General features: G+C 66.2%; 20 protein-coding genes and 1 other RNA gene. 11 read left to right on the top strand and 10 right to left on the bottom strand.

What is annotated here, in order from left to right:
- Positions 1–3 precede the first annotated feature (3 nt).
- Complete coding sequence (locus tag BFD71_RS27660) at positions 4–2004, bottom strand: sigma-54-dependent Fis family transcriptional regulator (protein WP_069267515.1); 2001 nt, start codon at positions 2002–2004, stop codon at positions 4–6.
- 477 nt (positions 2005–2481) lie between these two features.
- Here BFD71_RS27660 and BFD71_RS27655 point away from each other — a divergent pair, with 477 nt between their 5' ends.
- The 6 genes from BFD71_RS27655 (at position 2482) to lipA (ending at position 8599) form a co-directional block, all read left to right on the top strand.
- Positions 2482–3549: an ATP-NAD kinase family protein gene (locus BFD71_RS27655; protein WP_069267607.1), complete on the top strand. Its 1068-nt coding sequence runs from the start codon at positions 2482–2484 to the stop codon at positions 3547–3549.
- A gap of 48 nt (positions 3550–3597) precedes the next feature.
- Positions 3598–4374: an SDR family NAD(P)-dependent oxidoreductase gene (locus BFD71_RS27650; RefSeq protein WP_069267514.1), complete on the top strand. Its 777-nt coding sequence runs from the start codon at positions 3598–3600 to the stop codon at positions 4372–4374.
- A gap of 69 nt (positions 4375–4443) precedes the next feature.
- Positions 4444–5421 (top strand): thiamine pyrophosphate-dependent dehydrogenase E1 component subunit alpha, encoded by a 978-nt coding sequence (locus BFD71_RS27645; protein ID WP_069267513.1) that lies wholly within the window; start codon positions 4444–4446, stop codon positions 5419–5421.
- Positions 5422–5467: 46 nt separating this feature from the next.
- Entirely contained in the window at positions 5468–6472 is a 1005-nt protein-coding gene (locus BFD71_RS27640) for an alpha-ketoacid dehydrogenase subunit beta (protein WP_069267512.1), read from the top strand.
- A gap of 4 nt (positions 6473–6476) precedes the next feature.
- Complete coding sequence (locus BFD71_RS27635; protein WP_069267511.1) at positions 6477–7598, top strand: acetoin dehydrogenase dihydrolipoyllysine-residue acetyltransferase subunit; 1122 nt, start codon at positions 6477–6479, stop codon at positions 7596–7598.
- Between the two features lie 2 nt (positions 7599–7600).
- Positions 7601–8599 carry a lipoyl synthase gene (gene lipA / locus BFD71_RS27630; protein ID WP_069267510.1) on the top strand — a complete coding sequence of 333 codons (999 nt, stop codon included), beginning with the start codon at positions 7601–7603 and terminating at the stop codon, positions 8597–8599.
- Positions 8600–8647: 48 nt separating this feature from the next.
- On the opposite strand, the gene BFD71_RS27625 is transcribed toward lipA, so the two are convergent.
- The 8 genes from BFD71_RS27625 to trxA form a co-directional block, all read right to left on the bottom strand.
- Positions 8648–10018, bottom strand: a complete 1371-nt coding sequence (locus BFD71_RS27625; RefSeq protein ID WP_256094949.1) for an MATE family efflux transporter — start codon at positions 10016–10018, stop codon at positions 8648–8650.
- A 4-nt stretch (positions 10019–10022) separates the two neighbouring features.
- Positions 10023–11777: an ArnT family glycosyltransferase gene (locus BFD71_RS27620; protein WP_069267508.1), complete on the bottom strand. Its 1755-nt coding sequence runs from the start codon at positions 11775–11777 to the stop codon at positions 10023–10025.
- A gap of 320 nt (positions 11778–12097) precedes the next feature.
- Entirely contained in the window at positions 12098–12361 is a 264-nt protein-coding gene (locus BFD71_RS27615) for a type B 50S ribosomal protein L31 (RefSeq protein ID WP_069267507.1), read from the bottom strand.
- A 157-nt stretch (positions 12362–12518) separates the two neighbouring features.
- Positions 12519–13355, bottom strand: a complete 837-nt coding sequence (locus tag BFD71_RS27610; protein ID WP_069267506.1) for a M90 family metallopeptidase — start codon at positions 13353–13355, stop codon at positions 12519–12521.
- Positions 13356–13390: 35 nt separating this feature from the next.
- The gene (locus tag BFD71_RS27605) at positions 13391–14947 is read right to left on the bottom strand and encodes an MFS transporter (RefSeq protein ID WP_069267505.1); all 1557 of its coding nucleotides are present in this window, start codon (positions 14945–14947) and stop codon (positions 13391–13393) included.
- Positions 14944–15495 (bottom strand): MerR family transcriptional regulator, encoded by a 552-nt coding sequence (locus tag BFD71_RS27600; RefSeq protein ID WP_069267504.1) that lies wholly within the window; start codon positions 15493–15495, stop codon positions 14944–14946. The genes BFD71_RS27605 and BFD71_RS27600 overlap by 4 nt, the downstream gene beginning before the upstream one ends.
- A 163-nt stretch (positions 15496–15658) precedes the next feature.
- Positions 15659–16921: a transcription termination factor Rho gene (gene rho / locus BFD71_RS27595; RefSeq protein WP_027818379.1), complete on the bottom strand. Its 1263-nt coding sequence runs from the start codon at positions 16919–16921 to the stop codon at positions 15659–15661.
- A gap of 303 nt (positions 16922–17224) precedes the next feature.
- Positions 17225–17551 carry a thioredoxin TrxA gene (gene trxA / locus BFD71_RS27590; protein ID WP_069267503.1) on the bottom strand — a complete coding sequence of 109 codons (327 nt, stop codon included), beginning with the start codon at positions 17549–17551 and terminating at the stop codon, positions 17225–17227.
- Positions 17552–18006: 455 nt separating this feature from the next.
- Between trxA and ffs the strand changes: the two genes are divergently transcribed.
- From ffs to BFD71_RS27565, 5 genes are all read left to right on the top strand, one after another.
- An RNA gene (gene ffs / locus BFD71_RS27585) (signal recognition particle sRNA small type) lies at positions 18007–18105 on the top strand.
- 219 nt (positions 18106–18324) lie between these two features.
- Positions 18325–20706, top strand: coding sequence for a DNA polymerase III subunit gamma/tau (gene dnaX, locus BFD71_RS27580; protein WP_069267502.1), 2382 nt, complete (start codon positions 18325–18327; stop codon positions 20704–20706).
- An 84-nt stretch (positions 20707–20790) separates the two neighbouring features.
- Positions 20791–21117: a YbaB/EbfC family nucleoid-associated protein gene (locus tag BFD71_RS27575; RefSeq protein WP_069267501.1), complete on the top strand. Its 327-nt coding sequence runs from the start codon at positions 20791–20793 to the stop codon at positions 21115–21117.
- 217 nt (positions 21118–21334) lie between these two features.
- Complete coding sequence (recR, locus tag BFD71_RS27570; protein WP_028204939.1) at positions 21335–21931, top strand: recombination mediator RecR; 597 nt, start codon at positions 21335–21337, stop codon at positions 21929–21931.
- Positions 21932–22002: 71 nt separating this feature from the next.
- Positions 22003–23283, top strand: a complete 1281-nt coding sequence (locus BFD71_RS27565; protein ID WP_069267500.1) for a CaiB/BaiF CoA transferase family protein — start codon at positions 22003–22005, stop codon at positions 23281–23283.
- An 82-nt stretch (positions 23284–23365) separates the two neighbouring features.
- Here BFD71_RS27565 and BFD71_RS27560 read toward each other — a convergent pair whose 3' ends face one another.
- Entirely contained in the window at positions 23366–24337 is a 972-nt protein-coding gene (locus BFD71_RS27560; protein ID WP_069267499.1) for an NADPH:quinone oxidoreductase family protein, read from the bottom strand.
- Between the last annotated feature and the right edge of the window lie 43 nt (positions 24338–24380).

Raw genomic sequence — 24380 nt, 5'->3', positions numbered from 1 at the left:
GGCTCAAACGCGATGGGGCCCGACGATGGCGAGCTTCGCCATGCGCCGGTAGAGCGTCGCGCGCGAAATGCCCAGTGCCAGTGCGGCGGCGTTCGGACGCCAGCGGTGCGCCGTGAGCGCCGCGACGATGCGTGCGCGCTCGTCCTCGTCGGAGAGCGGCGACGCTGGCGGAATGCCGGCTGGGCAGCCGGACGCGCCCGGCGCTGCGAGTGGCGGCAGGCGCGCCGCGAGGTCGCCGCTCAGGTGCCGCGCTTCGACCAGCACGGTGTCGCAGACGGCGCATGCGTAACGCATCGCATTGCGCAGTTGCCGCAGGTTGCCGGGCCACGCGAACTTCGCGAGCCGCGCCGCGAGCGTGGCGTCGAGTGCGAGCGGCCGGCCGGCGGCCTGCGCTTCTTCCGCAAAGACCGTGTCGATGAGCATCGCGATGTCGCGCCGCTCGCGCAGCGGCGGCAGCGTGAGCACCGCGCCGCTCAGGCGATAGTAGAGATCGTCGCGGAATGCGCCCGCGCCGGCCATCTGCGCGAGGTCCCGGTGCGTTGCGCAGACCACGTCGATATCGACGCGCACCGGCGTTTCGCTCCCGAGCGGCAGGACTTCGCCCTCGGCCAGCACGCGCAAAAGGCGGGTCTGCAGCGCGAGCGGCATGTCGCCGATTTCGTCGAGAAAGAGCGTGCCGCCATCGGCCATCACGATCTTGCCGCGTGCGCCGTGCCGGCGCGCACCCGTGAACGCGCCCGGCGCATAGCCGAACAGCTCGCTCTCGATCAGCGACTCGGGCAGCGCCCCGCAATTGACCGCGATGAACGGCCGATTGCGTCGCGCGCTGGCGTCGTGGATGGCGCGCGCGAACACCTCCTTGCCGGAGCCGGTTTCGCCGAGCAGCAGGATCGGCAGGCGCTTGCCCGCCACGCGCTGCGCGATGCGCGCGTTTTCGGCCACGCGCGGGTCGGCGCTGCGCAGGAAGGGGCCGAGCGCGCTGCGGTCGTATTCGTGCGCGTCGGCGGTGTCGCGCCGCAGTGGCATCGCGCCATGCGCCGCGCCGGCGCCGCTGCGTGCGCTGTGTCCGCCGTAACCGCTCGTCCCAAGCGGCGCGCGGATGCGCGCATACAGCATCGAGCCGTTCGCGCGCAGGCGCAGCGCCGCGATGGTTTCGATGCGGCCGATGTCGCGCAACTGCACGTGCGACGAATCGAAGATCTCGTCGATATGACGCGGGCCGTCCAGGCACGGCATGCATTCGCGCGCGCGCCGGTTTGCGGCGACCACGTTGCCGTTTTCGTCGAAGGCGATCAGCAGTTCGGGCTGCGCTTCCACGTAATTGCGATTCTGGTGACCGAAGAGTATCCAGCACGACGCGAGACGATGCAGGAAATAGCCGTCTTCGATGAGCGTGGCACTCTGGCGCACGAGTTGGTTGACGATGCGCTGGCTCTCGCGATTGTCGGGCGATTGCACGGCCGACGCATCGAGTACGCCGATCAGCTCGCCGCCCGGCGCGAAGATCGGCGCGGCGCTACACGTGAGCGTGGTGAACGCGGCGCGGAAATGGTCGGTCTTGTGCACCGTGATGGGCGCGAGATCGGTGAGCACGTTCGCGATGCCGCAGGTGCCTTCCTCGCTCTCGGACCAGCACGAGCCGATATAGAGACCCGCGTGCTTGAAGTCGTTGCGGCGCTCTCGGTCCAGGCGATAGTCGATCGTCACGCCGTGCGCGTCGGTCAGCATCACGCAGTAATCGGCCTCGCGCACCATGTCGTGCAATCGCGTGAGGCACTGGCCGGAGGCGCGCAGAAAGGACTCCTCGCGATCGCGGATCTCGCGCAGCTCGGCGGCGCTCAGCACGCGCGGGCCGATCACGGAGCCAGGGTCCAGCTGATAGCGCTCGAACGAGCGCTGCCACGACGAGACGAGGCGCGGCGAGTCGGACGGCGCGGGCAGGCGGCCTTCTACGGCGCCGCGCACGCGCTCGGCGTGCCGGGTAGACGCAAGGGCGTAGGGCATGAGCGGTTCCAGGCGACGGCTCGCGGTGAGCGTCGGAGTAACGTCGGGTTACGTCGGACCGGAAAGCGTTCGGCGGGAGTCTTTTGTAGCACATCCTTTGCGCGCGATCACACCGCAGCGCAGCATGCGAGACGGCTGAGACGATCGTCTCAGCGGCTCGTGTCGCGCCTTTCGGCGCGGCGGACCTGGGCGTTCTGTCGCCGCTCTGGCACGCCACGCGGGGCTATGCGCGTATTCCTTCACGCGGGCGCCTGGCGGTGCGACCGGCGCTTCGCGCATGCGAGAAGGCGGCTGAGACGCCACGCGCGACGCAATTCGTGCCGACGCTACGGCGTGCAATTGGCGCGGAACCCCGTCACGCGGCCTTCTGCGCTATCGCCGCGCTTTCTCGACGTCATTGGCATGACGCTTGCAGAGTCTGGCGGCAAAGGCGGCGCACGGCAATGCACGGTGCGACGCCATCAGGAGACAAAATCCGTGACGACGCCCGTGACTGTAGGCGTGATCGCCAACCCCGCATCGGGCCGCGACATTCGCCGTCTCACTTCGCATGCTTCCGTCTTTCCCACGGCCGAGAAGGCGAACATGGTCGTGCGCCTGCTCGCAGGCCTGGGCGCGCTCGGCGTGACGCGCGTGCTCACGTTGCGCGACAACACCGGCGTGGCCGCGCTGCTCCTGCGCGCAATCGAGACGCACACGGCCATTGCCGCGCACGAACCCTGGCCCGAGGTCGTGTTCGTCGATCTGCTCGTGGACGAAAGCGTTGCCGATACGCACGCCGGTGTCGATCACATGGTGCGAGAGGAGGTTGCGCTGATCGCGGTGTTGGGCGGCGACGGCACCCATCGCGCGGTCGCGGCCCATTGCGGCGCGACGCCGCTGCTCGCGCTCTCCACCGGCACCAACAACGCCTTTCCCGAACTGCGCGAGGCCACCGTCGCGGGCCTCGCGGGCGCGCTCGTCGCGACCGGCGCGGTGCCCGCCGAGTCGGCGCTTTCGCGCAACAAGCGGCTCGTCGCGCGCTGCGTGGAAGGGCCGTCGCGCGGGCGCGAAGAAATCGCGCTCGTCGACATTTGCGTGGCGCGTCAGCCGTTCATCGGTGCGCGTGCGATTTCTGAAAGTTCGGATATCGAATCACTTTTCCTGACCTTCGCGCCGCCCGACGGCATCGGTCTCTCGTCGATCGGCGGGGCTTGGGCGCCGGTCGGGCGCGATGCGGCGCACGGCCTGCACATGACGTTCGCCCAGCCTGGCGCGCCCGAGGGCAGCGGCGCAGGCGTGCCGTTGCTCGCGCCGATTGCGCCGGGCCGCGTCGAGCGCCTGACGATGCTTACCTGCCAGCGCCTCGAAGTCGGCGTGGCGCTGCCGCTCGAAGCGGGCCACGGCACGCTCGCGTTCGACGGCGAGCGTGAGATCGAACCGGCGCGAGGCGACCGCTATGAAGTGACGCTCGACTGGCACGGTCCGCTGACCGTCGATGTCGCGCGCACGCTGCGTTACGCGGCGTCGCATCAGCTGTTGCGCGAGGCCGCCGCGCGCGCATAGCGATTGGGCTTGCTTCCTCCACGCATCACCGAAAGAAGGAGACATCGCATGGACACACCCTTGAAAGGCCAGGTCGCGATCGTGACCGGCGGCGCGCGCGGCATCGGCCGCGGCATTGCGCTCACGCTCGCGCAAGCCGGCGCGGACGTGCTGCTCGCGGATCTGCTCGAAGAACCGCTTGCCGCGACTGCGGATGAGATACGGTCGTTGGGCAGACGCGCCGCCTTCGCCAAGGTCGACGTCACCCAGGCTGTCCAGCTCGAAGGGATGGTCTCGCAGGCGCTTTCGGAATTCGGTGGCTTCGATATTCTCGTGAACTGCGCCGGCGTGATTTCAATTAGTCCGGTATCCGAATTAACAGAGCGGGACTGGGACTTCGTCATGGGCGTCAACGCGAAAGGCGTGTTCCTCGGCTGCAAGGCTGCACTGCCGCATTTCCGTACGCAAAAGCGCGGGCGGATCATCAACGTCGCTTCGATCGCGGGCAAGGAAGGGTTCCCGAATCTTGCGCACTACAGCGCGTCGAAATTTGCGGTGGTTGGCTTCACCAACGCGCTCGCCAAGGAAGTCGCGCGCGAGGGCATCACCGTAAACGCGATTTGCCCCGGCATCGTGCGTACGTACATGTGGGACCGGCTCTCCGACGAATGGAAGACAGAAGGCGAGAGCGTCGAAGAGTCCTGGCAGCGCCATCAGCTCACGCTGATCCCGCAGGGCCGCGCGCAAACGCCGGAGGACATGGGGCGGCTCGCCCTGTTCTTCGCGACGATGGACAACGTCACGGGCCAGTCGGTGAACGTCGACGGCGGTTTCACTTTTCACTAGGAGCAGTCGCATTTCCCCGCAGCAAGCCAATCCAGAGCGGTACAAGCGTCGTACACCCAGGAGACAACCATGTCAGTTCAGTTGAACAAGGAGCAGTTGCTCACCGCGTATCGCTCGATGCGCACGATTCGCGAGTTCGAGGAACGCTTGCACGTCGAGTTCGCGACCGGCGAAATTCCAGGCTTCGTGCACCTGTACGCGGGCGAGGAGGCCTCCGCGGTCGGCACGATGAGTCATCTGAACGATAACGACTATGTCGCCACCACGCACCGTGGCCACGGCCACTGCATCGCCAAGGGGGTGGACGTGCGCGAGATGATGGCCGAGATCTATGGCCGGGCCACGGGGTCGTGCCGGGGCAAGGGCGGCTCGATGCATATCGCCGATCTGTCGAAGGGCATGCTGGGCGCAAACGGCATCGTCGGCGCCGGCGGTCCGCTCACGTGCGGCGCCGCGCTCGCCGCCAAGCAGAAGAAGACGGGCGGCGTGGGCGTGTGCTTCTTCGGTGACGGCGCGTCGAACCAGGGCGTGATCTTCGAGTCGATGAATCTCGCCTCCGTGTGGCGCTTGCCGGTGATCTTCGTCGCGGAAAACAACGGCTACGCCGAGGCGACGTCTTCGACGTGGTCGGTCGCGGCTGACAACATCGCCGACCGTGCGAACGGCTTCGGCATGCCGGGCGTGATCGTCGACGGCTTCGACTTTTTCGCCGTGCACGAGGCGCTGGGCGAAGCCATTGCACGCGCACGCAGCGGCGGCGGCCCGACGCTCGTGGAGATGAAACTCTCGCGCTATTTCGGCCACTTCGAAGGCGACGCGCAAACCTACCGAGCCCCTGGCGAAGTGCAGAAGCTGCGCGAAGAAAAAGACTGCCTGAAGCGCTTCGAAGAGCGCGTGGTGCGCGCCGAACTCGCGAGCACCGGCGATCTGCGCAAGGTGGACGCCGAAGTGAAGCAGCTGATCGACGATGCCGTGACGCAGGCCAAGGCCGCGCCGCTGCCGCCAGCCGAAGCGCTGCTCACTGACGTGTACGTGTCGTACCCTTAAGCGCTGCGCACTCAGTTCATCAGGATTCCAGATCAAGGAGACGGAAATGGCACGGAAAATCACCTATTCGCAGGCCATCAACGAAGCGCTTTCCCAGGAGATGGGGCGCGACGAAAGCGTGATCGTGATGGGCGAGGACAACGCGGGCGGCGCGGGCGCGCCAGGCGAGCAGGACGCGTGGGGCGGCGTGCTCGGCGTGACAAAGGGCCTTTACGACAAGTTCCCCGGGCGCGTGCTCGATACGCCGCTCTCGGAAGGCGGTTTTATCGGCACGGCAGTGGGTGCGGCGGCGTGCGGCATGCGGCCGGTCGCGGAGCTGATGTTCATCGATTTCATGGGCGTGTGCTTCGACCAGATCTTCAATCAGGCGGCGAAGTTCCGCTACATGTTCGGCGGCAAGGCCGTCACGCCGGTCGTGATTCGCACCATGTATGGCGCGGGCTTGCGCGCGGCGGCGCAGCACTCGCAGATGCTCACCTCGCTCTTCACGCATATTCCCGGGCTGAAGGTCGTGTGCCCGGCCACGCCCTATGACGCCAAGGGCCTCATGATCGAGGCGATACGCGACAACGACCCCGTGATCTTCTGCGAGCACAAGCTGCTCTACACAATGGAGGGCGACGTTCCGGAGGAATCCTATTCGATTCCATTCGGCGAGGCCAACATCGTGCGCGACGGTGACGACGTCACGATCGTCACGTATGGACGCATGGTGCACTACGCGCTCGATGCTGCGCAGAAGCTCGCGAAAGACGGCATCGAGGCGGACGTGATCGACCTGCGTACGACCTCGCCGCTCGACGAGGAAACGATCCTCGAAAGCGCGCGCCGCACGGGCCGGGTCGTGGTCGTGGACGAAGCCAATCCGCGCTGCTCGATCGCGACCGACATTGCGGCACTCGTTGGCCAGAAGGCGTTCAAGGAACTGAAGGTACCGGTCGGCATGGTCACTGCCCCGCATACGCCTGTGCCGTTCGCGGCATCGCTCGAAGACCTCTACATCCCCTCGGCGGAGAAGATCGCCGACGCCGCGCGCGCAGCAAGGAGCTGAAGTCATGCCGATTCACATGATCACGATGCCCAAATGGGGCCTGTCGATGGAGCAGGGCCAGGTGAACGGCTGGCTCAAGTCGCCCGGCGACAAGGTCAGCAAGGGCGATGAATTGCTCGACGTGGAGTCCGACAAGATCGCGTCGGGCGTCGAGTGCGCGTTCGAAGGCGTGTTGCGGCGGCAGATCGCGCAGGAGGGCGACACGCTGCCCGTCGGCGCGTTGCTTGGTGTGGTCGCCGATGCCGAAGCGGCCGACGCGGATATCGACGCCGCGGTGGCCGAGTTCCAGCGCGACTTCGTGCCGGCGCAGGCGGGCGACGCCGACGCGGGACCGCAGCCGGAAAAGTCGCAAATCGGCGGCAGGACCGTGCGCTACCTGAAGCAGGGCGAAGGCGAGGGCGTGCCTGTCGTGCTGATCCATGGCTTCGGCGGCGATCTCAACAACTGGCTCTTCAATCACACCGATCTCGCGGCGGAGCGCACCGTCTGGGCGCTCGATCTGCCGGGTCACGGCGAGTCGGGCAAGGCGCTCGAGAGCGGGAGCCTCGACGAACTCGCGCAAAGCGTGATCGCGTTCCTCGACGCGCAGAAGATCGACCGCGCGCATCTCGTCGGGCACTCGCTGGGCGGTGCAGTGGCCATGGCGGTGGCCGAGCAGGCGCCCGGGCGGGTGACTTCTCTTGCGCTGATTTCGAGTGCAGGCCTTGGCAGCGAGATCGATGGTGCGTATATCGAGGGCTTCGTCGCGGCGGGCAATCGCAATGCGCTCAAGCCGCACGTGACGAAGCTGTTCGCCGATCCCGCCCTGGTCACGCGTCAGCTCGTCGAGGACCTCGTGAAGTACAAGCGGCTCGAAGGCGTGCAGGCCGCGCTCGGCAAGATTGCCGCGCAGGCGTTCGAAGGCGGCGCGCAGCGGCGCGTGTTCCGCGAGCGGCTTGCGTCGCTCGCGCCTCGCGCGCTCGTGATCTGGGGCGAGGTCGACCAGATCATACCGGCGCGCCATGCGCAGGGCTTGCCGTCGCAGGTGCGCGTGGAGGTGATTGCGGGCAAGGGGCACATGGTGCAGATGGAGGCGGCGCAGGAGGTCAATCGCCTGCTCAAAGCCTTAATCGACGAAGGGGCCTGAGCATGGGGGCCGCCACGTCTGGAGTGTCCCGCTCGTCGAGTACGGCGCTGGGTCAGGAGGGCCTGCGCAGCCGCGAGAAGCTCGCGCGCATTCCGGTGAAGATCGTGCCGCCTGTCAGCGCCGACGCGGTCTTGCCGAAGCCGCCCTGGCTGCGCGCGCGTCCGCTCATGAGCGAAACCGTAGCGGGCGTGGCGGCCGTATTGCGCGAGCATCGGCTTCATTCGGTATGCGAAGAAGCGATGTGCCCGAACATCGGCGAATGCTTTGCACAGCGCACCGCGACTTTCATGATCATGGGCGGGCTGTGCACGCGGCGCTGTCCGTTCTGCGATGTCGCTCACGGACGTCCCGCGCCGCTCGACGAGGACGAGCCCGCGCACCTTGCGGCAGCGGTCGCGGCGCTGGGCTTGCGTCACGTCGTCATTACATCGGTCGATCGCGACGACTTGCGCGACGGTGGCGCGTCGCACTTCGCGCGTTGCATTGCGCGGGTGCGCGAGCGCGTAGCGGGAATCGGCGTCGAGGTGCTCACGCCCGATTTCCGCGGCCGTGTCCCGCGCGCGCTCGAGGCGCTTTCGTACGCGTGGCCCGACGTGTTCAACCACAACATCGAGACCGTGCCCTCGCTGTATCGCGCGGCGCGGCCGGGCGCGGACTATCACGGCTCGCTCGATTTGCTTGCGCGCGCGAAAGCGGCGAACGGTGCGCTCGTCACGAAGTCGGGGCTGATGGTGGGGCTGGGCGAAACCGATGCGGAGTTGCTCGCGACGATGCGCGACCTGCTCGAGCATCGCGTAGAAGTGCTGACGATCGGGCAGTACCTTGCGCCGTCGCGGTTTCATTTGCCGGTGAAGCGCTACATGCATCCCGACGGATTCGCCGCGTTGCGTGCGGCGGGGCTGGCAATGGGATTTAGCGAGGTGGTGGCCGGGCCGCTGGTTCGCTCGTCGTATCACGCAGCACAGACCGTGGAGGCGGCGCGGCAGGCCGAGGCGGGGTGATCTGCATGCATTTGCAACTAACCGCCTAACGCCTCCGACGCCGACGAGCTAGGCGCGTTCTCTCACAAACCGCGTACTCACCCGCGAGAGATAAAGCAGGAGTCCAGCACCGGCAATCAGGAGGCTCGCCATGTTGGCGAGCCAGAACCCGCGCGCGCCCGTCGCCCAGGCGGGCACCGTGCCGGTCACGTCGAAGCCCAGCGCGTAGCCGCCGCCGAGGCCCACGCCCCAGAGCGCAAGCGCATAGATGATGGTCGGCACGACCGCGACCCGGTAGGCGCGCAACGCGAAGGCGGTGGTGATCTGCAGGGCGTCGAACACGTGGTAGCAGGTGACGATGGCGACGAGCGGCATGGCTGCGACTGCCACGGCAGGGTCCGGCGTATAGCCGCCGATGATGAGCGGCCGCAGTACGAACACGATCGCGCCATAGCAGCAGGCAATCGCTACGGCCGTCGCCACGCCGTGCCGCGCGAGCGTGCGCGCTTCGGCCGGGCGGTCGCCGCCCAGCGCCTGGGCGACGAGCGTCGAGGTCGCCACGCCGATCGAAAGCGGCGTCATGTAGAGCACGGCGCCGATGTTGCCGGCGATCTGATGGCCGGCGAGCGTGGTCGTGCCCATACGTGCGATGAAGATCGCCATGAACGTGTACGACGTCACTTCGATGAGGTACGAAAGCCCCATCGGAATGCCGAGCTTGAGCAGTTCGGCCTGGCGTTTCCACTCGGGCCAGCAGAAGTGCCTGAAGATTTCGAACGGTGCGAACACGTCCACCCGCGTGAGCGCGAAGGCCGCGCACAAGGCGAGCGCCCAGTTGATCGAGGTGCTTGCGAGTGCGCAGCCTGGGCCCCCGAGCGCCGGCACGCCGAGGCCGCCGAAGATGAGCCACGTGTTGAGCGGCACCTTGAGCATGAGCGCGCCGACTTGCAGGAACATCACGAGGCGCGGGCGCCCCACGGCATTGGCGAGCGAGCTGTAGATGCGAAAGGCCAGCGCCGCGGGCAGCCCGAACGAAAGCAGCCGCAGATAGCCGACGGTGCGCTCGCGCAGTGCTTCGGGCGCGTGCGCGAGGTCGAGCAGCGGGCCGGGAAAGTAGAGGATCGTAAATCCGATCGCCATCAGCACGAGCGCGAGCCAGAACGCCTGGCGCACTTCGAGACCGATTTCCGTGTCCTTGCGCGCGCCATAGAGCTGCGCCGCTACGGGCTGCAGCGCGCTGAGAATGCCCGTGAGAGCGATATAGACCGAGATGTAGATCGACGAACCCAGGCCGAGCGCGGCGAGATCGAGCGCCGAGTAGCGACCGACCATCGCGGTGTCGATCACGCCGAACGCGATGATCGCGAGTTGCCCGACCAGCACCGGCCACGCGAGCGCGGCGATGCGCCGGACGTCGCCGGCGAAAGTCGTCGTCAGCACGGTCTCAGTCCGGACGCTTGCGCCAGACATGTTTCTTGAGCGGCGGCGTCGGACGGTCGATGCGCACGTACAGGCGGAAGCGCTCGTCGCGGTCGGCGACGCGGCGGCCTTCCCAGACGAGCTTCCACACGTAGTCCGGCATCGAGCTCGGCTCGCCGTATTCCTGCGTGTCCTGGCGCAGGATCACGTCGCAATCCTCGTTGAACGCGAAATGCATCCTGCCGAAGTACGCGAAGGTGGCGATCTGCGCATCGCCGAGGCGGACGGGCGAGATGCACTGATAGTCGGCGGGCAGGTGCGCGGCGATCTGCTCGGCCACGTCCTTGTAGGTCCGGCTGTAGTTGACGACCGGCAGCCACAGCGTCATGAGCAGCACCCACATGAGCGTGGTGCCGCCGCTCGAGAGCACGACGCTGCGCCACAGCACCTTCGGATGGCGCGCCACGCGCCAGCGCACGAGCACCATCCAGCACACGGTAACGGCCACCGCGCACACGAACGAGAGAATCTTGAACTCCGGCACGAAGCCGGGTGCGAGGCGCGCGAGGTTGCGCGCGAGCGGTGTCGGGAAACCGGTCATGCCCGCGAGCCACACGAGCCACACGAAGGTGCTGAGAATCGTGAAGCTCAGCACCGCGAACCAGTCGATCGCGTTGATCGCGCCGCGCTTGAGCGTGGGCAGCGCGAAGGTCGCGAGCACCGCCAGCGCGGGCAGCACGAGCATGAAGAGCCGGTTCGATTCGTGGCTCTGCACGACCACGAGGATGAGCAGCGGCACGATCACCGACAGCGGAATCGCGATGTGCGGTTTGCGGCGCAGTCCCGCCCAGCTCACGAAGGCCCAGATCGCGAGGGGCCACGCGGGCCACGTGAAGAGCGGCAGATTCTTGGCGGCGTAGCGCAGCACGTAGCCAGGGGGGCCTGCGAAGGCGTTGACGTTGGTGTGCGCCCACTGGTTGAGGAACCAGACGGCGTCGTCGGGATACAGATGCAGCGCCAGCAGCGGCCACGAGGCCGAGACCACGAGCGCCACGGGCAGGCCCGCTACGAGCAGCCAGCGCGAGCGCGTTTCGGGGGCGATGGCGAGCATGGCGAGCGTGCCGATGAGGAGCGCGCCGACGAGCACCGGGCCGCTCGAGAGCATCACGATGCCGAGCGCGAGGCCCCACCAGAGGGCGCCCTGGACCGGCTTGTCGATGGCGCGCACGACGCCGTACAGCAGCATGGCGATGCCCACGAACTGCATGAGCTGCGGCGTGGTTTCGTGACCGCGCTCGGCGAGGCCGAAGCAGCCCAGCAGAACGAGCAGGGCGCCGTCGCCGAGCGTGCGGCCGTAGTCGCGCGGCTCGGGCTCGCCGCCGAACGCGTACTTGAACGGCTGCACTTCGGGGCGGCGGCCCAGCAGATACGCGCTGTACCAGACGAACGCGCACGCGAGGCAGAACAGCACGCCCGTGGCGATGCGCGAGGCGTTGCTCGCGTCGACCCATGGTGCGAAGAGACGGATGCACGCGGCGCCGAGCCAGTAGCCGAGCGGACCGTTCTCGGTCACGTACTTGCCGACGAGATTGGGCAGCAGCCAGTCGTGCGAGGTGCCCCCCGCCATCGTCCACATCACGCCGAAGCCCGCCGCATCCTCGTTCTTCCACGGGTCGCGGCCAAAGAGGCCGAACGCGGCGAAGACGATACAGATGGTCAGCAGCAGCCAGCGCGGCAGGGCGCTGGTGGCGGAGGCGGTCAGTCGAATGGCTGGCTTCATGCAGTACGAAGGGAGACGGATAAACCGGGCGTGTTCGAGCGGGCGGCTCGCACGCGGGGGTCAAGCAGGCATGCGCGGCAGACGGTACACCCGGCCGTGTGCCGTGGAGCAATCCGGCATTCTAGCCGGGCCGGCGATCGCGCGTCACGGCGTTAGCCGCGGGATAATCCACAGAAACATCTAAAAAGGGGCGGTAGGTCGCACCCTTATAGCTGCTGGACGGCGCAACGGTGGCGCGGGCAACAAAAAAGGGCAGCGTATGCTGCCCTTTTTGTGCACGTTCAATGCGGGACCGGCCAGCAGCCGGTGCGGCGAGGTGCTTACTTGCCGGCCTTGCCCGAGGCGCGTGCGCCGAACTTCTTGTTGAACTTCTCGACACGGCCTGCCGTGTCCATGATCTTTTGCGTGCCCGTGTAGAACGGATGCGATTCCGACGACACTTCGATCTTGGCGAGCGGGTAGGTCTTGCCGTTGAATTCGGCGGTTTCGCGCGTCTGGATGGTCGAGCGGGTCACGAACTTGAAGTCGTTCGAAACGTCGATGAACAGGACTTCGCGGTAATCCGGGTGAATGCCTTCTTTCATGGTTATTCCTTAAATCTGGCGGTAGCCAACCCGCGTGCCTGCAACACCATGTTGCCGACTTTGCCCGCGCGAGCCACTTACCCAAGGGTCGAAAAACGGCGATTATGCCAGATAATCAGCCGGTTGGCGAATTTTTGAGGCTCCCGCGCGTCAGGTTTCAGGCCGGCTGGCCGGCCAGTGCGCCCACGCGCGCCGGGTCCTGGCGGTAATAGCGCGCGAGCAGCCGGTAAAGCTCGGGATATTCCGCCTCGAATGCCTTCGGTTTGACGAAAAGCGCCTCGCTGCACACCGCGAAGAACTCCGACGGGTGGTCGGCGGCATAGGGATCGATCAGCGAATCGCGCTCGAAGCGCGCCCAGCGCCGCTCCGGCACGGCGTCCACCTTGTCGCAGAACTGGTCGTAGGCGTTGTCGAACACGTCGGCCCACGCCTGCGCGTCGAGCGGGGCGTGCCAGCGCCGAAAGAGGGGCGGATGGCCGTCGGCCTCGCCGTTAAGCATGTCGATCTTGTGCGCGAACTCGTGGATCACGACGTTGTACGCGTCGCTGCCATCGGTCATCTGCGCGTCTTCCCACGAGAGGATCACGGGGCCGCCTTCCCACGCCTCGCCGCTCGCGTCGTGTTCCACCTCGTGGACCACGCCGTCCTCGTCCTCCACGGTCTTGCGGATCACGAATTCGCCCGGATAGACGACCACGCCCACCCAGCCCTTGTAGAGATCGAGTGAAAGATTGAGCACGGGCAGCGACGCCTGCGCGGCGATCGCTACGCTCATCGGGTCGGTCAGCTCGAGATCGTGCGCCGTGGAGAACTCTTTTTGCGCGAGGAAAAGGCTCGTCATCTCGCGCAGGCGCACGAGGTCGGCGGCGTCGAGGTGCTTGAGAAAGGGCAAGCCCGCGAGCGTCGCCTGCCAAAGCGCGTCGTCGATCGCGTAGGTGCGCAGCGCCTTTTCGCGGCGGCGCGCGTCGAACCAGTGAGAGAGTTTCGAAAGCATCGCTGGGTGTGTTTTCCCGTGCGTCTGGATGTCGTTCAATCGATCTGCTTTTGCCACGCGGCGAAGATCCCGCCGCACACCGCCACGCCGATCAGGAAGTAAAACCCGTCGAGCGAACTCAGGAAGCTCGCCTGCTGCGCGACCATGCGGCTCACCTGCGCGAGCGCGAATCCGTGCGCTTCGCTCGCGGAGCGGCCCATCAGTTCGAAGGAATGCGTCAGCGCGGCGTAGGTGCTCTGGAACGCCGGGTTGAACGGATTCACGAACTCGGCGAGCCGCGTCTGGTGCAGCGCGAGCCGGTGCTGCTCGACGATGATAACGGTGGCTGTGGCGAACGATATCGTCAACTGCCGGACGATGTTTTTCAAGCGGTAACCGTGCGTGAATTCTTCGATCGCGAAGATGCGGAACGTGAGATTGGCGACGGGCAGCACGATGAAGAGCAGCAGCAGGCCACGCAGCAGCAGCGGCGGGATGAGCCAGGCTTCGCTTGCCTGCGGCGTGAGCCGCGTCATCCAGAACGAGATGAACGCCGAGAGCACGAAGCCGGGCACGATGATCCACTTTTTGTGCGTAATGAGCTTCGCGTAGCGGAAATAGAAAAAGAGGGCGCCGGCCGAGATGAGCGACGTGATGCCGGTGAGGCGTCCGGCGTTTTCGACGGGGTAGTTGAAACCGCCTTCGAGCAGCCGCGAGACCAGGTAGCTGAGCGCCGTGCTCAGGTAGTAGTAGACCATGTAGAGCAGCAGGCCCACCCGGAACGGCTTCTCGCGCAGCGCGTGCAGGCGCATGAGCGGCTTCGGATGATGCCACTGGTGCCAGCCGAACCAGGCGAGCGCCGTGATCCCGACGAGCGTGAGCAGAATGATTTCCGGCGACGCGCTGAAGAGTTCGAAGCGCACCTGCTGCATGGCGATCTGCAGCGCGCCCTGTGCAAACGCGAAGATGAGGTACGGCCAGAAGTGCGCTTCGCCGCGCTCCTCAGGCAGCAAGTGGCCCGTCTCGGGCAGCGCGAGCAGGGCCAGCACGGCATAGAGCACGCCTGCGGGCGCGGAAAACGCGAACAGGGCGCGCCAGTCGAAATGCGCGACGAGCTGCCCGCCCACGAGCGGTGCGAGCGCGCTGGAGAGCACGATGAGAATGAGGAACGCGCGCGTTGCCACTGGACGCTGCTGCGGCGTGAAGCTGATCTGGATGAGGATGCGGCAGGTGCCCATCATCGGGCCGATGAAGTAGCCCTGGAAGCCGCGCGCGAAGGCAAGCTCGATCGACGATTCGCAAAGTGCCGCCGCGATCGCGCCGACGGCATAGAGCAGCAGGCAGCTCCCCACGTAGCGGCGGTAGCCCATGCGCTCCACCCACCATTGCTGCTGCAGGATGCCCAGAACGGCGCACACGGCGTAGGCGCTCGACGACCAGACGAGCTCGTCGGGCGACGCGTTGATGCCGCCCGCGATATGGCTCGTGAAGAACGAGAAGATCGCGTTGTCGTAGTAGTCGAGACCGGTCGCGAGGGCGAGCACCCACGGGAAAAAGTCGCCGCGCAGGCGCGCCGCGCTGAAGATCGGCTCGCGAGGCTGGGCCGTGCTCATGCCGATTCGTCGTTCTCGCGTGCGTTGCCCGAAGGCTCTGCCGGTCCGCCGCCCGTCGCGGCCGCGGCCGCCTTGCGTCGCCGCGTGGCGGCGAGGCGCTGCTCGATCAGCTGATCGGACGGCTCTCCCGCGAGGCGCCGCTGCAGGTAGTCGAGGTCGTCGGCCAGCTCCATGCGCACCGTCTGCGCCTCCTTCAACTCGCGGCGCACGGCCGCGATGCGCGTGTCCAGCGTCTCGATCTGCTGCGCGAGCGCGTCGGCGATCTGCTGGAGCGACTCGTGCGAATAGCGCCGGCGGCCTTCGCCAACCTGTTCGAGCGGCCGCTTGAGCATTTCGGTGATGCCGTGCAGCGAAAAGCCGAGCGCGCGCAGCCGCAGGATGCGCGCAAATTGCTCGAGGTCGTGCTCGTCGTAGAGCCGGTAGCGGCCTTCGCTGCGCGAGGGGCTGACGAGCCCCCGCTCTTCGTAATACTTGAGCGTGCGCGGCGTGACGTTCAGGCGCTCGGCGGCGTCGCGCACCGTGAGCAGCGCGGGGGAATCCTTGGGCATGGGGAACTCTTTTTTCGCCGGGACGCGATCAAGACACGCTGCGCATTATACTTCAACGTGAACGTGCACGTACAGGTTGCGAGGTGCAGCGATCCGCTGCCGGAAAAGAAAAACGCCCGCGAAGTCGCGGGCGTTTTGCGGTGATTCGAGCGGGCGAGGGCCTTTAGCCGCCGCGGCGCATCATGTCGAAGAACTCGGAGTTGTTCTTCGTCTGGCGAATCTTGTCGAGCAGGAATTCCATGGCCTCGACTTCGTCCATGTCGTGGATGAACTTGCGCAGCACCCAGATCTTCTGGAGGATGTCCGGCTTGATCAGCAGTTCCTCGCGGCGCGTGCCCGACTTGTTCAGGTTGATCGACGGGTAGACGCGCTTTTCCGCGAGACGGCGCTCGAGGTGCACTTCCATGTTGCCGGTGCCCTTGAACTCTTCGTAGATCACGTCGTCCATGCGGCTGCCGGTTTCGATCAGCGCCGTGCCGATGATGGTGAGCGAGCCGCCTTCTTCGATGTTACGTGCCGCGCCGAAGAAGCGCTTCGGACGCTGGAGCGCGTTGGCATCCACACCGCCCGTGAGCACCTTGCCCGATGCGGGCACAACGGTGTTGTAGGCGCGCGCGAGACGCGTGATCGAGTCGAGCAGGATCACGACGTCGTGCTTCATTTCGACGAGGCGCTTGGCTTTCTCGATCACCATTTCGGCGACCTGCACGTGACGCGCAGCCGGTTCGTCGAAGGTCGAGGCGATCACTTCGCCCGCCACCGAGCGCTGCATTTCGGTCACTTCTTCCGGGCGCTCGTCGATCAGCAGCACGAACAGGACCACGTCGGGGTGGTTCTGCTTGATGGCGTGCGCGATGTGCTGGAGCATCACGGTCTTGCCGGACTTGGGCGAAGCGACCAGCAGGCCGCGCTGACCCTTGCCGATAGGCGCGATCATGTCGATGATGCGGCCCGTCACGTTCTCCTCACCGCGCATCTCGCGCTCGAGCAGCAGCACCTTGTTCGGGTGCAGCGGCGTGAGGTTCTCGAACATGATCTTGTGCTTCGAGGCTTCCGGCGGCTGGCCGTTGACCTTGTCCACCTTCACGAGCGCGAAATAGCGTTCGCCGTCCTTCGGCGTGCGCACTTCACCTTCGATCGTGTCGCCGGTGTGGAGGTTGAAGCGGCGGATCTGCGACGGGCTGATATAGATATCGTCCGTGCTGGCGAGATACGAGGTTTCCGGCGAGCGCAGGAAGCCGAAGCCGTCGGGGAGCACTTCGAGCGTGCCGTCACCGAAGATCGTTTCGCCCGTCTTGGCGCGCTTTTTGAGAATCGCGAACATGAGTTCCTGCTTGCGCAGGCGGTTCGCATTTTCGATCTCGAGGCCATTGGCCATCTCGATCAATTCAGACACGTGCAGAGACTTGAGCTCGGAAAGATGCATACGGAGAACCCGTCGGGGAGGAGTGCGACGAAAAGAATGGGGGAAAAGAAGCGAGCGGAACCGCTCAAGGACTTTTGGTTGAAACTTCGCTTCAAGCTTGCTTGAAACTTTTATAAGGGCGCCGGTAGACGCTTTATGAATTCTAGCATAGCACACGCCAGAAACCGTCAGTGAAGACCGACAGCAAGTTTCGGCGTGTTTTTATGGTGCGTGTTGTCGCGTGACAACACGCACCGTTGCTTGGCTCATCCCCTTGCTGGCCGGGCGATGCGCCCGGACGGGGAGGGGCGGCCAGCGAGGAAGTTACAGGTGGCTGTCGAGGAACGCGGTGAGCTGCGACTTCGAGAGCGCGCCGACCTTCTGCGCCGCCACGGCGCCGTTCTTGAAGAGGATCAGCGTGGGGATACCGCGCACGCCGAACTTCACCGGCGTCGACTGGTGCTCGTCGACGTTGATCTTCGCGACCTGAAGGCGCTCGCCATAATCCTTCGCGACTTCATCGAGAATCGGCGCGATCATCTTGCACGGGCCACACCACTCGGCCCAGAAGTCCAGCAGCACGGGCTTGTCGGATTTCACGACGTCCTGTTCGAACGATGCGTCGCTGATATGCTTGATTTGTTCGCTCATTGTATGAATACCTCTTTCGATTCGAGGCCGAGTAAATTGCTCGCCACGATACACCAAAACTGAAAATTCTTCCGGGGCCGCCTGGGCGGCCAGACCGAACCCCAGTCATACGTCCGAATCACACGCCCTTCGCACGCAAACCGCGTGGCCCAGCCGATTGCCGACGCCAGTGTAGCCTAAATCCCTATGCGTTGCCGACGGTGATAGTACTCATGCCGCAAGCAGGGTTTCCGTCCTCCAGGCCACATTCGGCGGCACATTCTGGCGGCGGCGCGAGCCTTTTCGCGGGGGCCATTTCGTGCGGTACCTCGTGCTCCTGCACGCTATCTGGAGGCGATGCGAGCCATTGCAAGGGGGTAGCTACCTGGGCGCGCAACGATGCCCGGCGCGGCTCGGCGCGTTTTTTCGCACTGCAGCAGTCGCATTGGCGCGCGACCGATGTTAGAATGCGCCGTGACGGGCCTCCTCGCATGGAGGGGCGGTCAACCTGGTCAGGTCGGGAACGAAGCAGCCACAGCCGTTTTCCGCCAGTGCCGAGGGTCAGGCTCGTCACCTTCCTCTTTTCTTCCGTTTTTCTCCGCAGATACGAGATTGACGCCGCGCAATCGACTGCGCGACGCGGTTCTTCGTTCGTCGTGTTTGTCACGCCTGCATCGCCACTGTTTTCGTCGTCCGCAATCGCCGGCTCGCGCCATTGCGCGGCGGCCGCGAACCGGGCATTGGCCGCCTTTCGATTCATCCGGACGCGCGAGCGTTGCTGATACAATTTCCAGATGACCTATCAAGTTCTCGCACGCAAGTGGCGACCGAAGGATTTCGCTTCGCTCGTCGGACAGGAGCACGTGGTGCGCGCGCTCACGCATGCACTCGACGGCGGCCGCCTGCATCACGCGTACCTCTTCACAGGCACGCGCGGCGTGGGCAAGACGACGCTGTCGCGTATCTTCGCCAAGGCGCTCAACTGTGAGACCGGCGTGACGTCGAAGCCCTGCGGCGTGTGCCGCGCGTGCCGGGAAATCGACGAAGGGCGTTTCGTCGATTACGTCGAGATGGATGCGGCGAGCAATCGCGGCGTGGACGAAATGGCCGCGCTGCTCGAGCGTGCGGTCTACGCGCCGGTCGATGCGCGCTTCAAGGTCTACATGATCGACGAAGTGCACATGCTCACGAACCACGCCTTCAACGCGATGCTGAAGACGCTGGAAGAGCCGCCGCCGCATGTGAAGTTCATCCTCGCGACGACGGACCCGCAGAAGATTCCGGTCACGGTGCTCTCGCGCTGCCTGCAATTCAATTTGAAGCAGATGCCGGCGGGCAACATCGTGGAGCATCTCACGCATATTCTCGGAGAAGAGAAGGTCGAGTTCGAGGCGCAGGCGCTGCGCCTGCTCGCGCGCGCCGCAGACGGCTCGATGCGCGACGCGCTTTCGCTTACCGACCAGGCCATCGCGTATTCGGCCAACCAGGTCACCGAAGAAGCGGTGCGCGGCATGCTCGGCGCGCTCGATCAAAGCTATCTGATCCGCATGATCGACGCGCTCGTGGCCGGCGACGGCGCGAACGTGCTCGCCATCGCCGACGAAATGGCGCTGCGCAGCCTGTCGTTTTCCGCCGCGCTGCAGGACCTCGCGAGTCTGTTCCATCGCATTGGCTGGGCGCAATTCGCGCCTTCATCGGTGCTCGACGAGTGGCCCGAAGCCGACGACATTCGCCGTTTCGCGGAAGCGTTGAGCCCGGAGCAGGTCCAGCTTTTCTATCAGATCGCGACCCTCGGGCGCAGCGAACTCGGCCTGGCACCCGACGAATACGCTGGCTTCACGATGACGCTCCTGCGCATGCTGGCGTTCGAGCCTTCCGTGAGCGCGGGCAGCGTGGGCAGTGCGCCTGTGTCGAAGCCCGCTGCGGCCGGTGCGGGCGCGCGTGCGGCGGCTCCGGTAGCGGCGTCGGCGCGCAGTGCGGCGCCTGCCGCTGCGCAGCCAGTCGTGCCGAAGCCCGCCGCCCCGCTGCCGCAGCCGACCGAAGCCGCACCGGCGAAGATGCCCGATGCCGAGCCGCAAGCGAGCGCGTCCGCGCCTGCGCTTGCGCCGCTCGCGAGGCCCGCGGACGAAGCGCGCGTCGTCCCGCCCTGGGAGGACGAGGGCGAGTCCGCGCCGAACCCGGGCGCAGCGCCACAAGCTGCGCCTGTGGCACCGGTCGAGCCGGCTGCGGCCGCTCCCGCGCCAGAAGAGACACAAGCTGTGCAGAGCGTGGCCGCTGCGCCCGCGCCGCAATTCGAGTCTCGTGAGGAACCCGCCGCTGCGGCATCCGCGCGTGGTGGTGCAAGCGCTGCGCTCGACGTGCTGCGCAGCAAGGGCATGCGCGTTGCCACGGGCCGTCCCGCTGCCGCTGCCGGCGCGAGCGCCCCGGCGCCCGCGCCGAAGGCCGCACCGCGCATGGAAGTGAAGGTGCCGACGCCCGATCCGGCTCGCCGCGCCGCCGCGCACGAAGCGCAGGCACGACAGACGCCGCGCAACGCAAACGCGCAGCAAGACGCTTCGGGCGCGCCGCCGTGGGACGATATTTCACCCGACGACTATGTGCCGCTCGGCGCCGATGACGCGTACTTTGCGCCGCCCGACGACGGCTTCGTGCCTCCTTACGACAGCGAGCCGTCCGCGCCGCGCGCCGCCGCTGCGATGCCGACGCCGTCGCCGGCCGTGGTCGATGTGAGCAAGCTGCCGCCGGGCATTGCGCTCGATCCGATCGGTTTCACGGGCGACTGGCCTGCGCTTGCCGCCACGCTTTCGCTCAAGGGCATCTCGTACCAGCTCGCGTTCAACAGCGAGCTGACGGCGCTCGAAGGCACGCTCCTCAAATTGAGCGTGCCGGTGCCGCAGTACGCCGAAGCCTCGCAGGTCGCGAAGCTCAAGACGGCGCTTGCCGAGCGGCTTGGCAAGACCGTTGAAGTGAGCGTGGAAGTCGGTCCCGCGCGCCGCACGGCGGCCGCGCTCGACGCCGCCGATCGCGCCCAGCGTCAACGCGAAGCCGAGCGCGAGATCGGCGCCGACCCCTTCGTGCAGCAACTGATTCGCGATTTCGGCGCGAGCATCGTGCCGGGCTCGATCCGGCCGGTCGCGCCGGAAGCCGCATCGGGCGGCACTCAGGCCGCCCACTGATTTGCGCCGCGCGCGGCGCGCAGAGCGTCGCGCGCTTTTGAGCGCATCGATTCGAACGACTACGATCCAGAAGGAGCAGTGACTATGTTGAAAGGCCAACTCGCAGGGCTCATGAAGCAAGCCCAGCAGATGCAGGAAAACATGAAGAAGATGCAGGAGCAGCTTGCCCAGATCGAAGTCGAGGGTCAGGCTGGCGCCGGTCTCGTCAAGGTCACGATGACCTGCCGCAACGACGTGCGCCGCGTGTCGATCGATCCGAGCCTGCTCACGGACGACAAGGACATGCTCGAAGACCTCGTGGCCGCGGCGTTCAACGACGCGGTGCGCAAGGCCGAAGCCACGTCGCAGGAAAAGATGGGCGGCATGACCGCCGGCCTGCCGCTGCCGCCGGGCTTCAAGATGCCGTTCTAAGGAACGTGGCGAGCGCCGCGTCTGCGTGAGGCAGGCCGGCGCCCGCGTGTCCCGCGTGCCTCGTCGCGACCCGGCAGGGCTGCGCGGCGTCACGGCGTCGAATGTAGCAAGCAGTAGCAAGCAGTAGCAAGCAGTAGCAAGCAACACCAGGCAGCAGGAAGCACCCCGAAGCAGGTTCCGCTTCAAACCCCCGTCGCGCATCTCGCGCTGAATCCGCATGAAACAACCTTCCGCTCTCGCCGCTCTCGTCGAGGCGCTGCGCGTGTTGCCCGGTGTCGGGCCGAAGTCGGCGCAACGCATGGCCTATCACCTGATGCAGCACGACCGCGACGGCGCCGAAAAGCTCGGCAACGCGCTCCTGTTCGCGACCGGGAATCTGAAGCACTGCGAGAAGTGCAATACCTTCACCGAAGCTCAGGTGTGCGAAACGTGCCTCGACGAGGAGCGTGACCCTACGCTGCTGTGCGTCGTCGAAACGCCGGCCGACCAGATCATGCTCGAACAGACCATGACGTACCGCGGTTTGTATTTCGTGCTGATGGGGCATCTGAGTCCGCTCGACGGCATCGGTCCGAAAGAGATCCATTTCGACCGGCTCGTGAAGCGCGCGTCGGATGGCGTCGTCAAGGAAGTGGTGCTCGCCACCAATTTCACGAACGAGGGCGAGGCGACGGCCCACTATCTCGGTCAGACGCTCAAGGCGCGCGGACTCGCCGTCACGCGTCTCGCACGCGGCGTGCCGGTGGGTGGCGAGCTCGAATATGTCGACGCGGGCACCATCGCGCGGGCCATGCTCGACCGGCGCTCGATGTAGCGTCCCGCCAGGCTTCGATCGCGGCGCACTCGATGTGGTGCCGCTCGCCGAACAGAATGAAAGGAGACCCCATGAGTGCAGCCGCCCCTTCCCACGATTCCCCCCATTCCCGGTCGAACGCATCCGCAGCGAAAGGCACGGGCCCGCTCGCGGGCGTCAAAGTCCTCGAACTCGGCACGCTGATCGCCGGTCCGTTCGCCGCTCGCTTTCTCGGCGAATTCGGCGCCGAGGTCATCAAGATCGAAGACCCCAAGGGCGGCGATCCGCTGCGCAAATGGCGCAAGCTCTACCCGGAAGCGGGCGGCACGTCGCTCTGGTGGGCCGTGCAGGCGCGCAACAAGAAGTCCGTCACGGTGAATCTCAAAGCCGAAGAGGGCAAGGAGATCGTGCGGCGGCTCGCGAAGGAAGCCGATATCGTCATCGAGAATTTCCGGCCCGGCCTGCTCGAAAAGCTCGGGCTCGGCTACGACGTGCTCTCGAAGCAGAATCCCGGCCTCGTGATGGTGCGGCTCTCGGGCTACGGCCAGAGCGGCCCGTATCGCGACCGTCCGGGCTTCGGCGCGATCGCCGAATCGATGGGCGGCCTGCGCCACATCACCGGCTATCCCGATCTGCCGCCGCCGCGCATCGGCATTTCGATTGGCGACTCGATCGCTGCGCTGCACGGCGTGATCGGCGCGATGATGGCGCTCCATCATCGCAACATGAACGGAGGCAGCGGCCAGATCGTCGATGTCGCGCTCTATGAGGCCGTGTTCAACATGATGGAGAGCGTGGTGCCCGAGTACGGCATGTACGGCATGGTGCGCGAGCGCACCGGCGCGTCGCTGCCGGGCATCGTGCCGTCGAATACGTACCCGTGCCGGGACGGTAGCATCGTGATCGGCGGCAACAGCGATCCGATCTTCAAGCGCCTGATGATGGCCATCGACCGCGCGGACCTCGCGAACGATCCGCAACTCGCCCACAACGACGGCCGCGTGCCGCGCACGGCGGAGATCGACGGCGCAATCGCGGCGTGGCTTTCCACGCGCACCATCAACGAAGCGCTCGACGTGCTCAATGCCGCCGACGTGCCCGTGGGCCGCATCTACAGCGTGGCCGACATGTTCGCCGATCCGCAGTTCGCGGCGCGCCAGATGATCCAGCAGTTCCGCTGGCAAGCGCCGGGGCAGCAAGAAGGCGAAGGCGTGGACATCGCGCTGCCCGCGGTCACGCCCAAGCTTTCGGCGACGCCCGGCGACACGCGCTGGCTTGGTCCCGCGCTGGGCGAGCATACGGATGAAGTCCTGAGGACGCTGGGCTACGACGCGGACCACATCGCACGGTTGCGCGAGCAACACATCGTCTAAGGCGAGTGCCTTATGCAAGACGGCTCGCCGGTGAACCACCGGCGAGCCGTTTTCGCTTTGCGTCCTGCGTGGCAGGAAACGTTCAGGGCTCGATCACGATCTTGCCCGTCACCTTGCGCGAGGCCATGTCCTTGAGCGCCTGCGCGGCGTCGGCGAGCTTGTAGCGCTTCGAGACGTACGGCTTGAGCTTGCCTTCACCGATCCAGCCCATCATCTGCGTGAACGCTGCCGCATTGTGCTGCGGTTCGCGACGCGCGAAATCGCCCCAGAACACGCCGACGAGGCTCGCGCCCTTGAGCAGCGCGAGATTGAGCGGCAGCCTCGGAATCTCTCCATTCGCGAAGCCGACCACGAGATAGCGGCCGCGCCAGCCGATGCTGCGGAACGCCGGTTCCGCATACTCGCCGCCCACCGGGTCGTAGATCACGTCGGGGCCTTTGCCGTCGGTGAGCGCCTTGATGCGCTCGCGCAAGTCCTCGGTGCTGTAGTTGATGGTGGCGTCCGCACCGAAGCGGCGGCAGACTTCGAGCTTCTCTTCGCTCGAGGCGGCCGCGATCACGCGCGCGCCGAGCACCTTGCCGATTTCGACAGCCGCGAGGCCCACGCCGCCCGCCGCGCCGAGCACGAGCATCGTTTCGCCTGCGCGCAGGGCCGCGCGATCGACCACCGCGTGATGCGACGTGCCATACGCGAGCGTGAAGGCGGCGGCCGTCGCGAAATCGGCGCCTTCGGGCAGCGCCACGCACGCCGATGCGTCCGCAAGCGCCTGCTCGGCGAACGCGCCAGTGCCCACATAGGCCACTACGCGCGTACCGGGCGCGAGCTTCACGCCTTCGCCCGCCGCGCGCACGACGCCCGCGAGTTCGGCGCCGGGCGTGAAGGGCAGCGGCGGCTTCATCTGATACTTGTTCTCGATGATGAGTACATCGGGAAAATTCACGGCCGCGGCCTTCACGTCGATCACGACCTGACCGGGGCCCGGCACGAGGTCGGGCGAGTCTTCGAGCGTGAGCGAGTCGGGTGGTCCGTACTGGTTGCAGCGGATTGCGCGCATCGTGTCTCCTGTCTTTTCCGGTTCGGTTGCTTGCAGTTGCGTC

Source organism: Paraburkholderia nodosa, assembly GCF_001718195.1.
In the GTDB taxonomy this organism is placed as follows: Bacteria; Pseudomonadota; Gammaproteobacteria; order Burkholderiales; family Burkholderiaceae; genus Paraburkholderia; species Paraburkholderia nodosa_A.
Note: the sequence above shows the minus strand (reverse complement) of the source record. Positions and strands in the feature narration are given on the sequence as shown.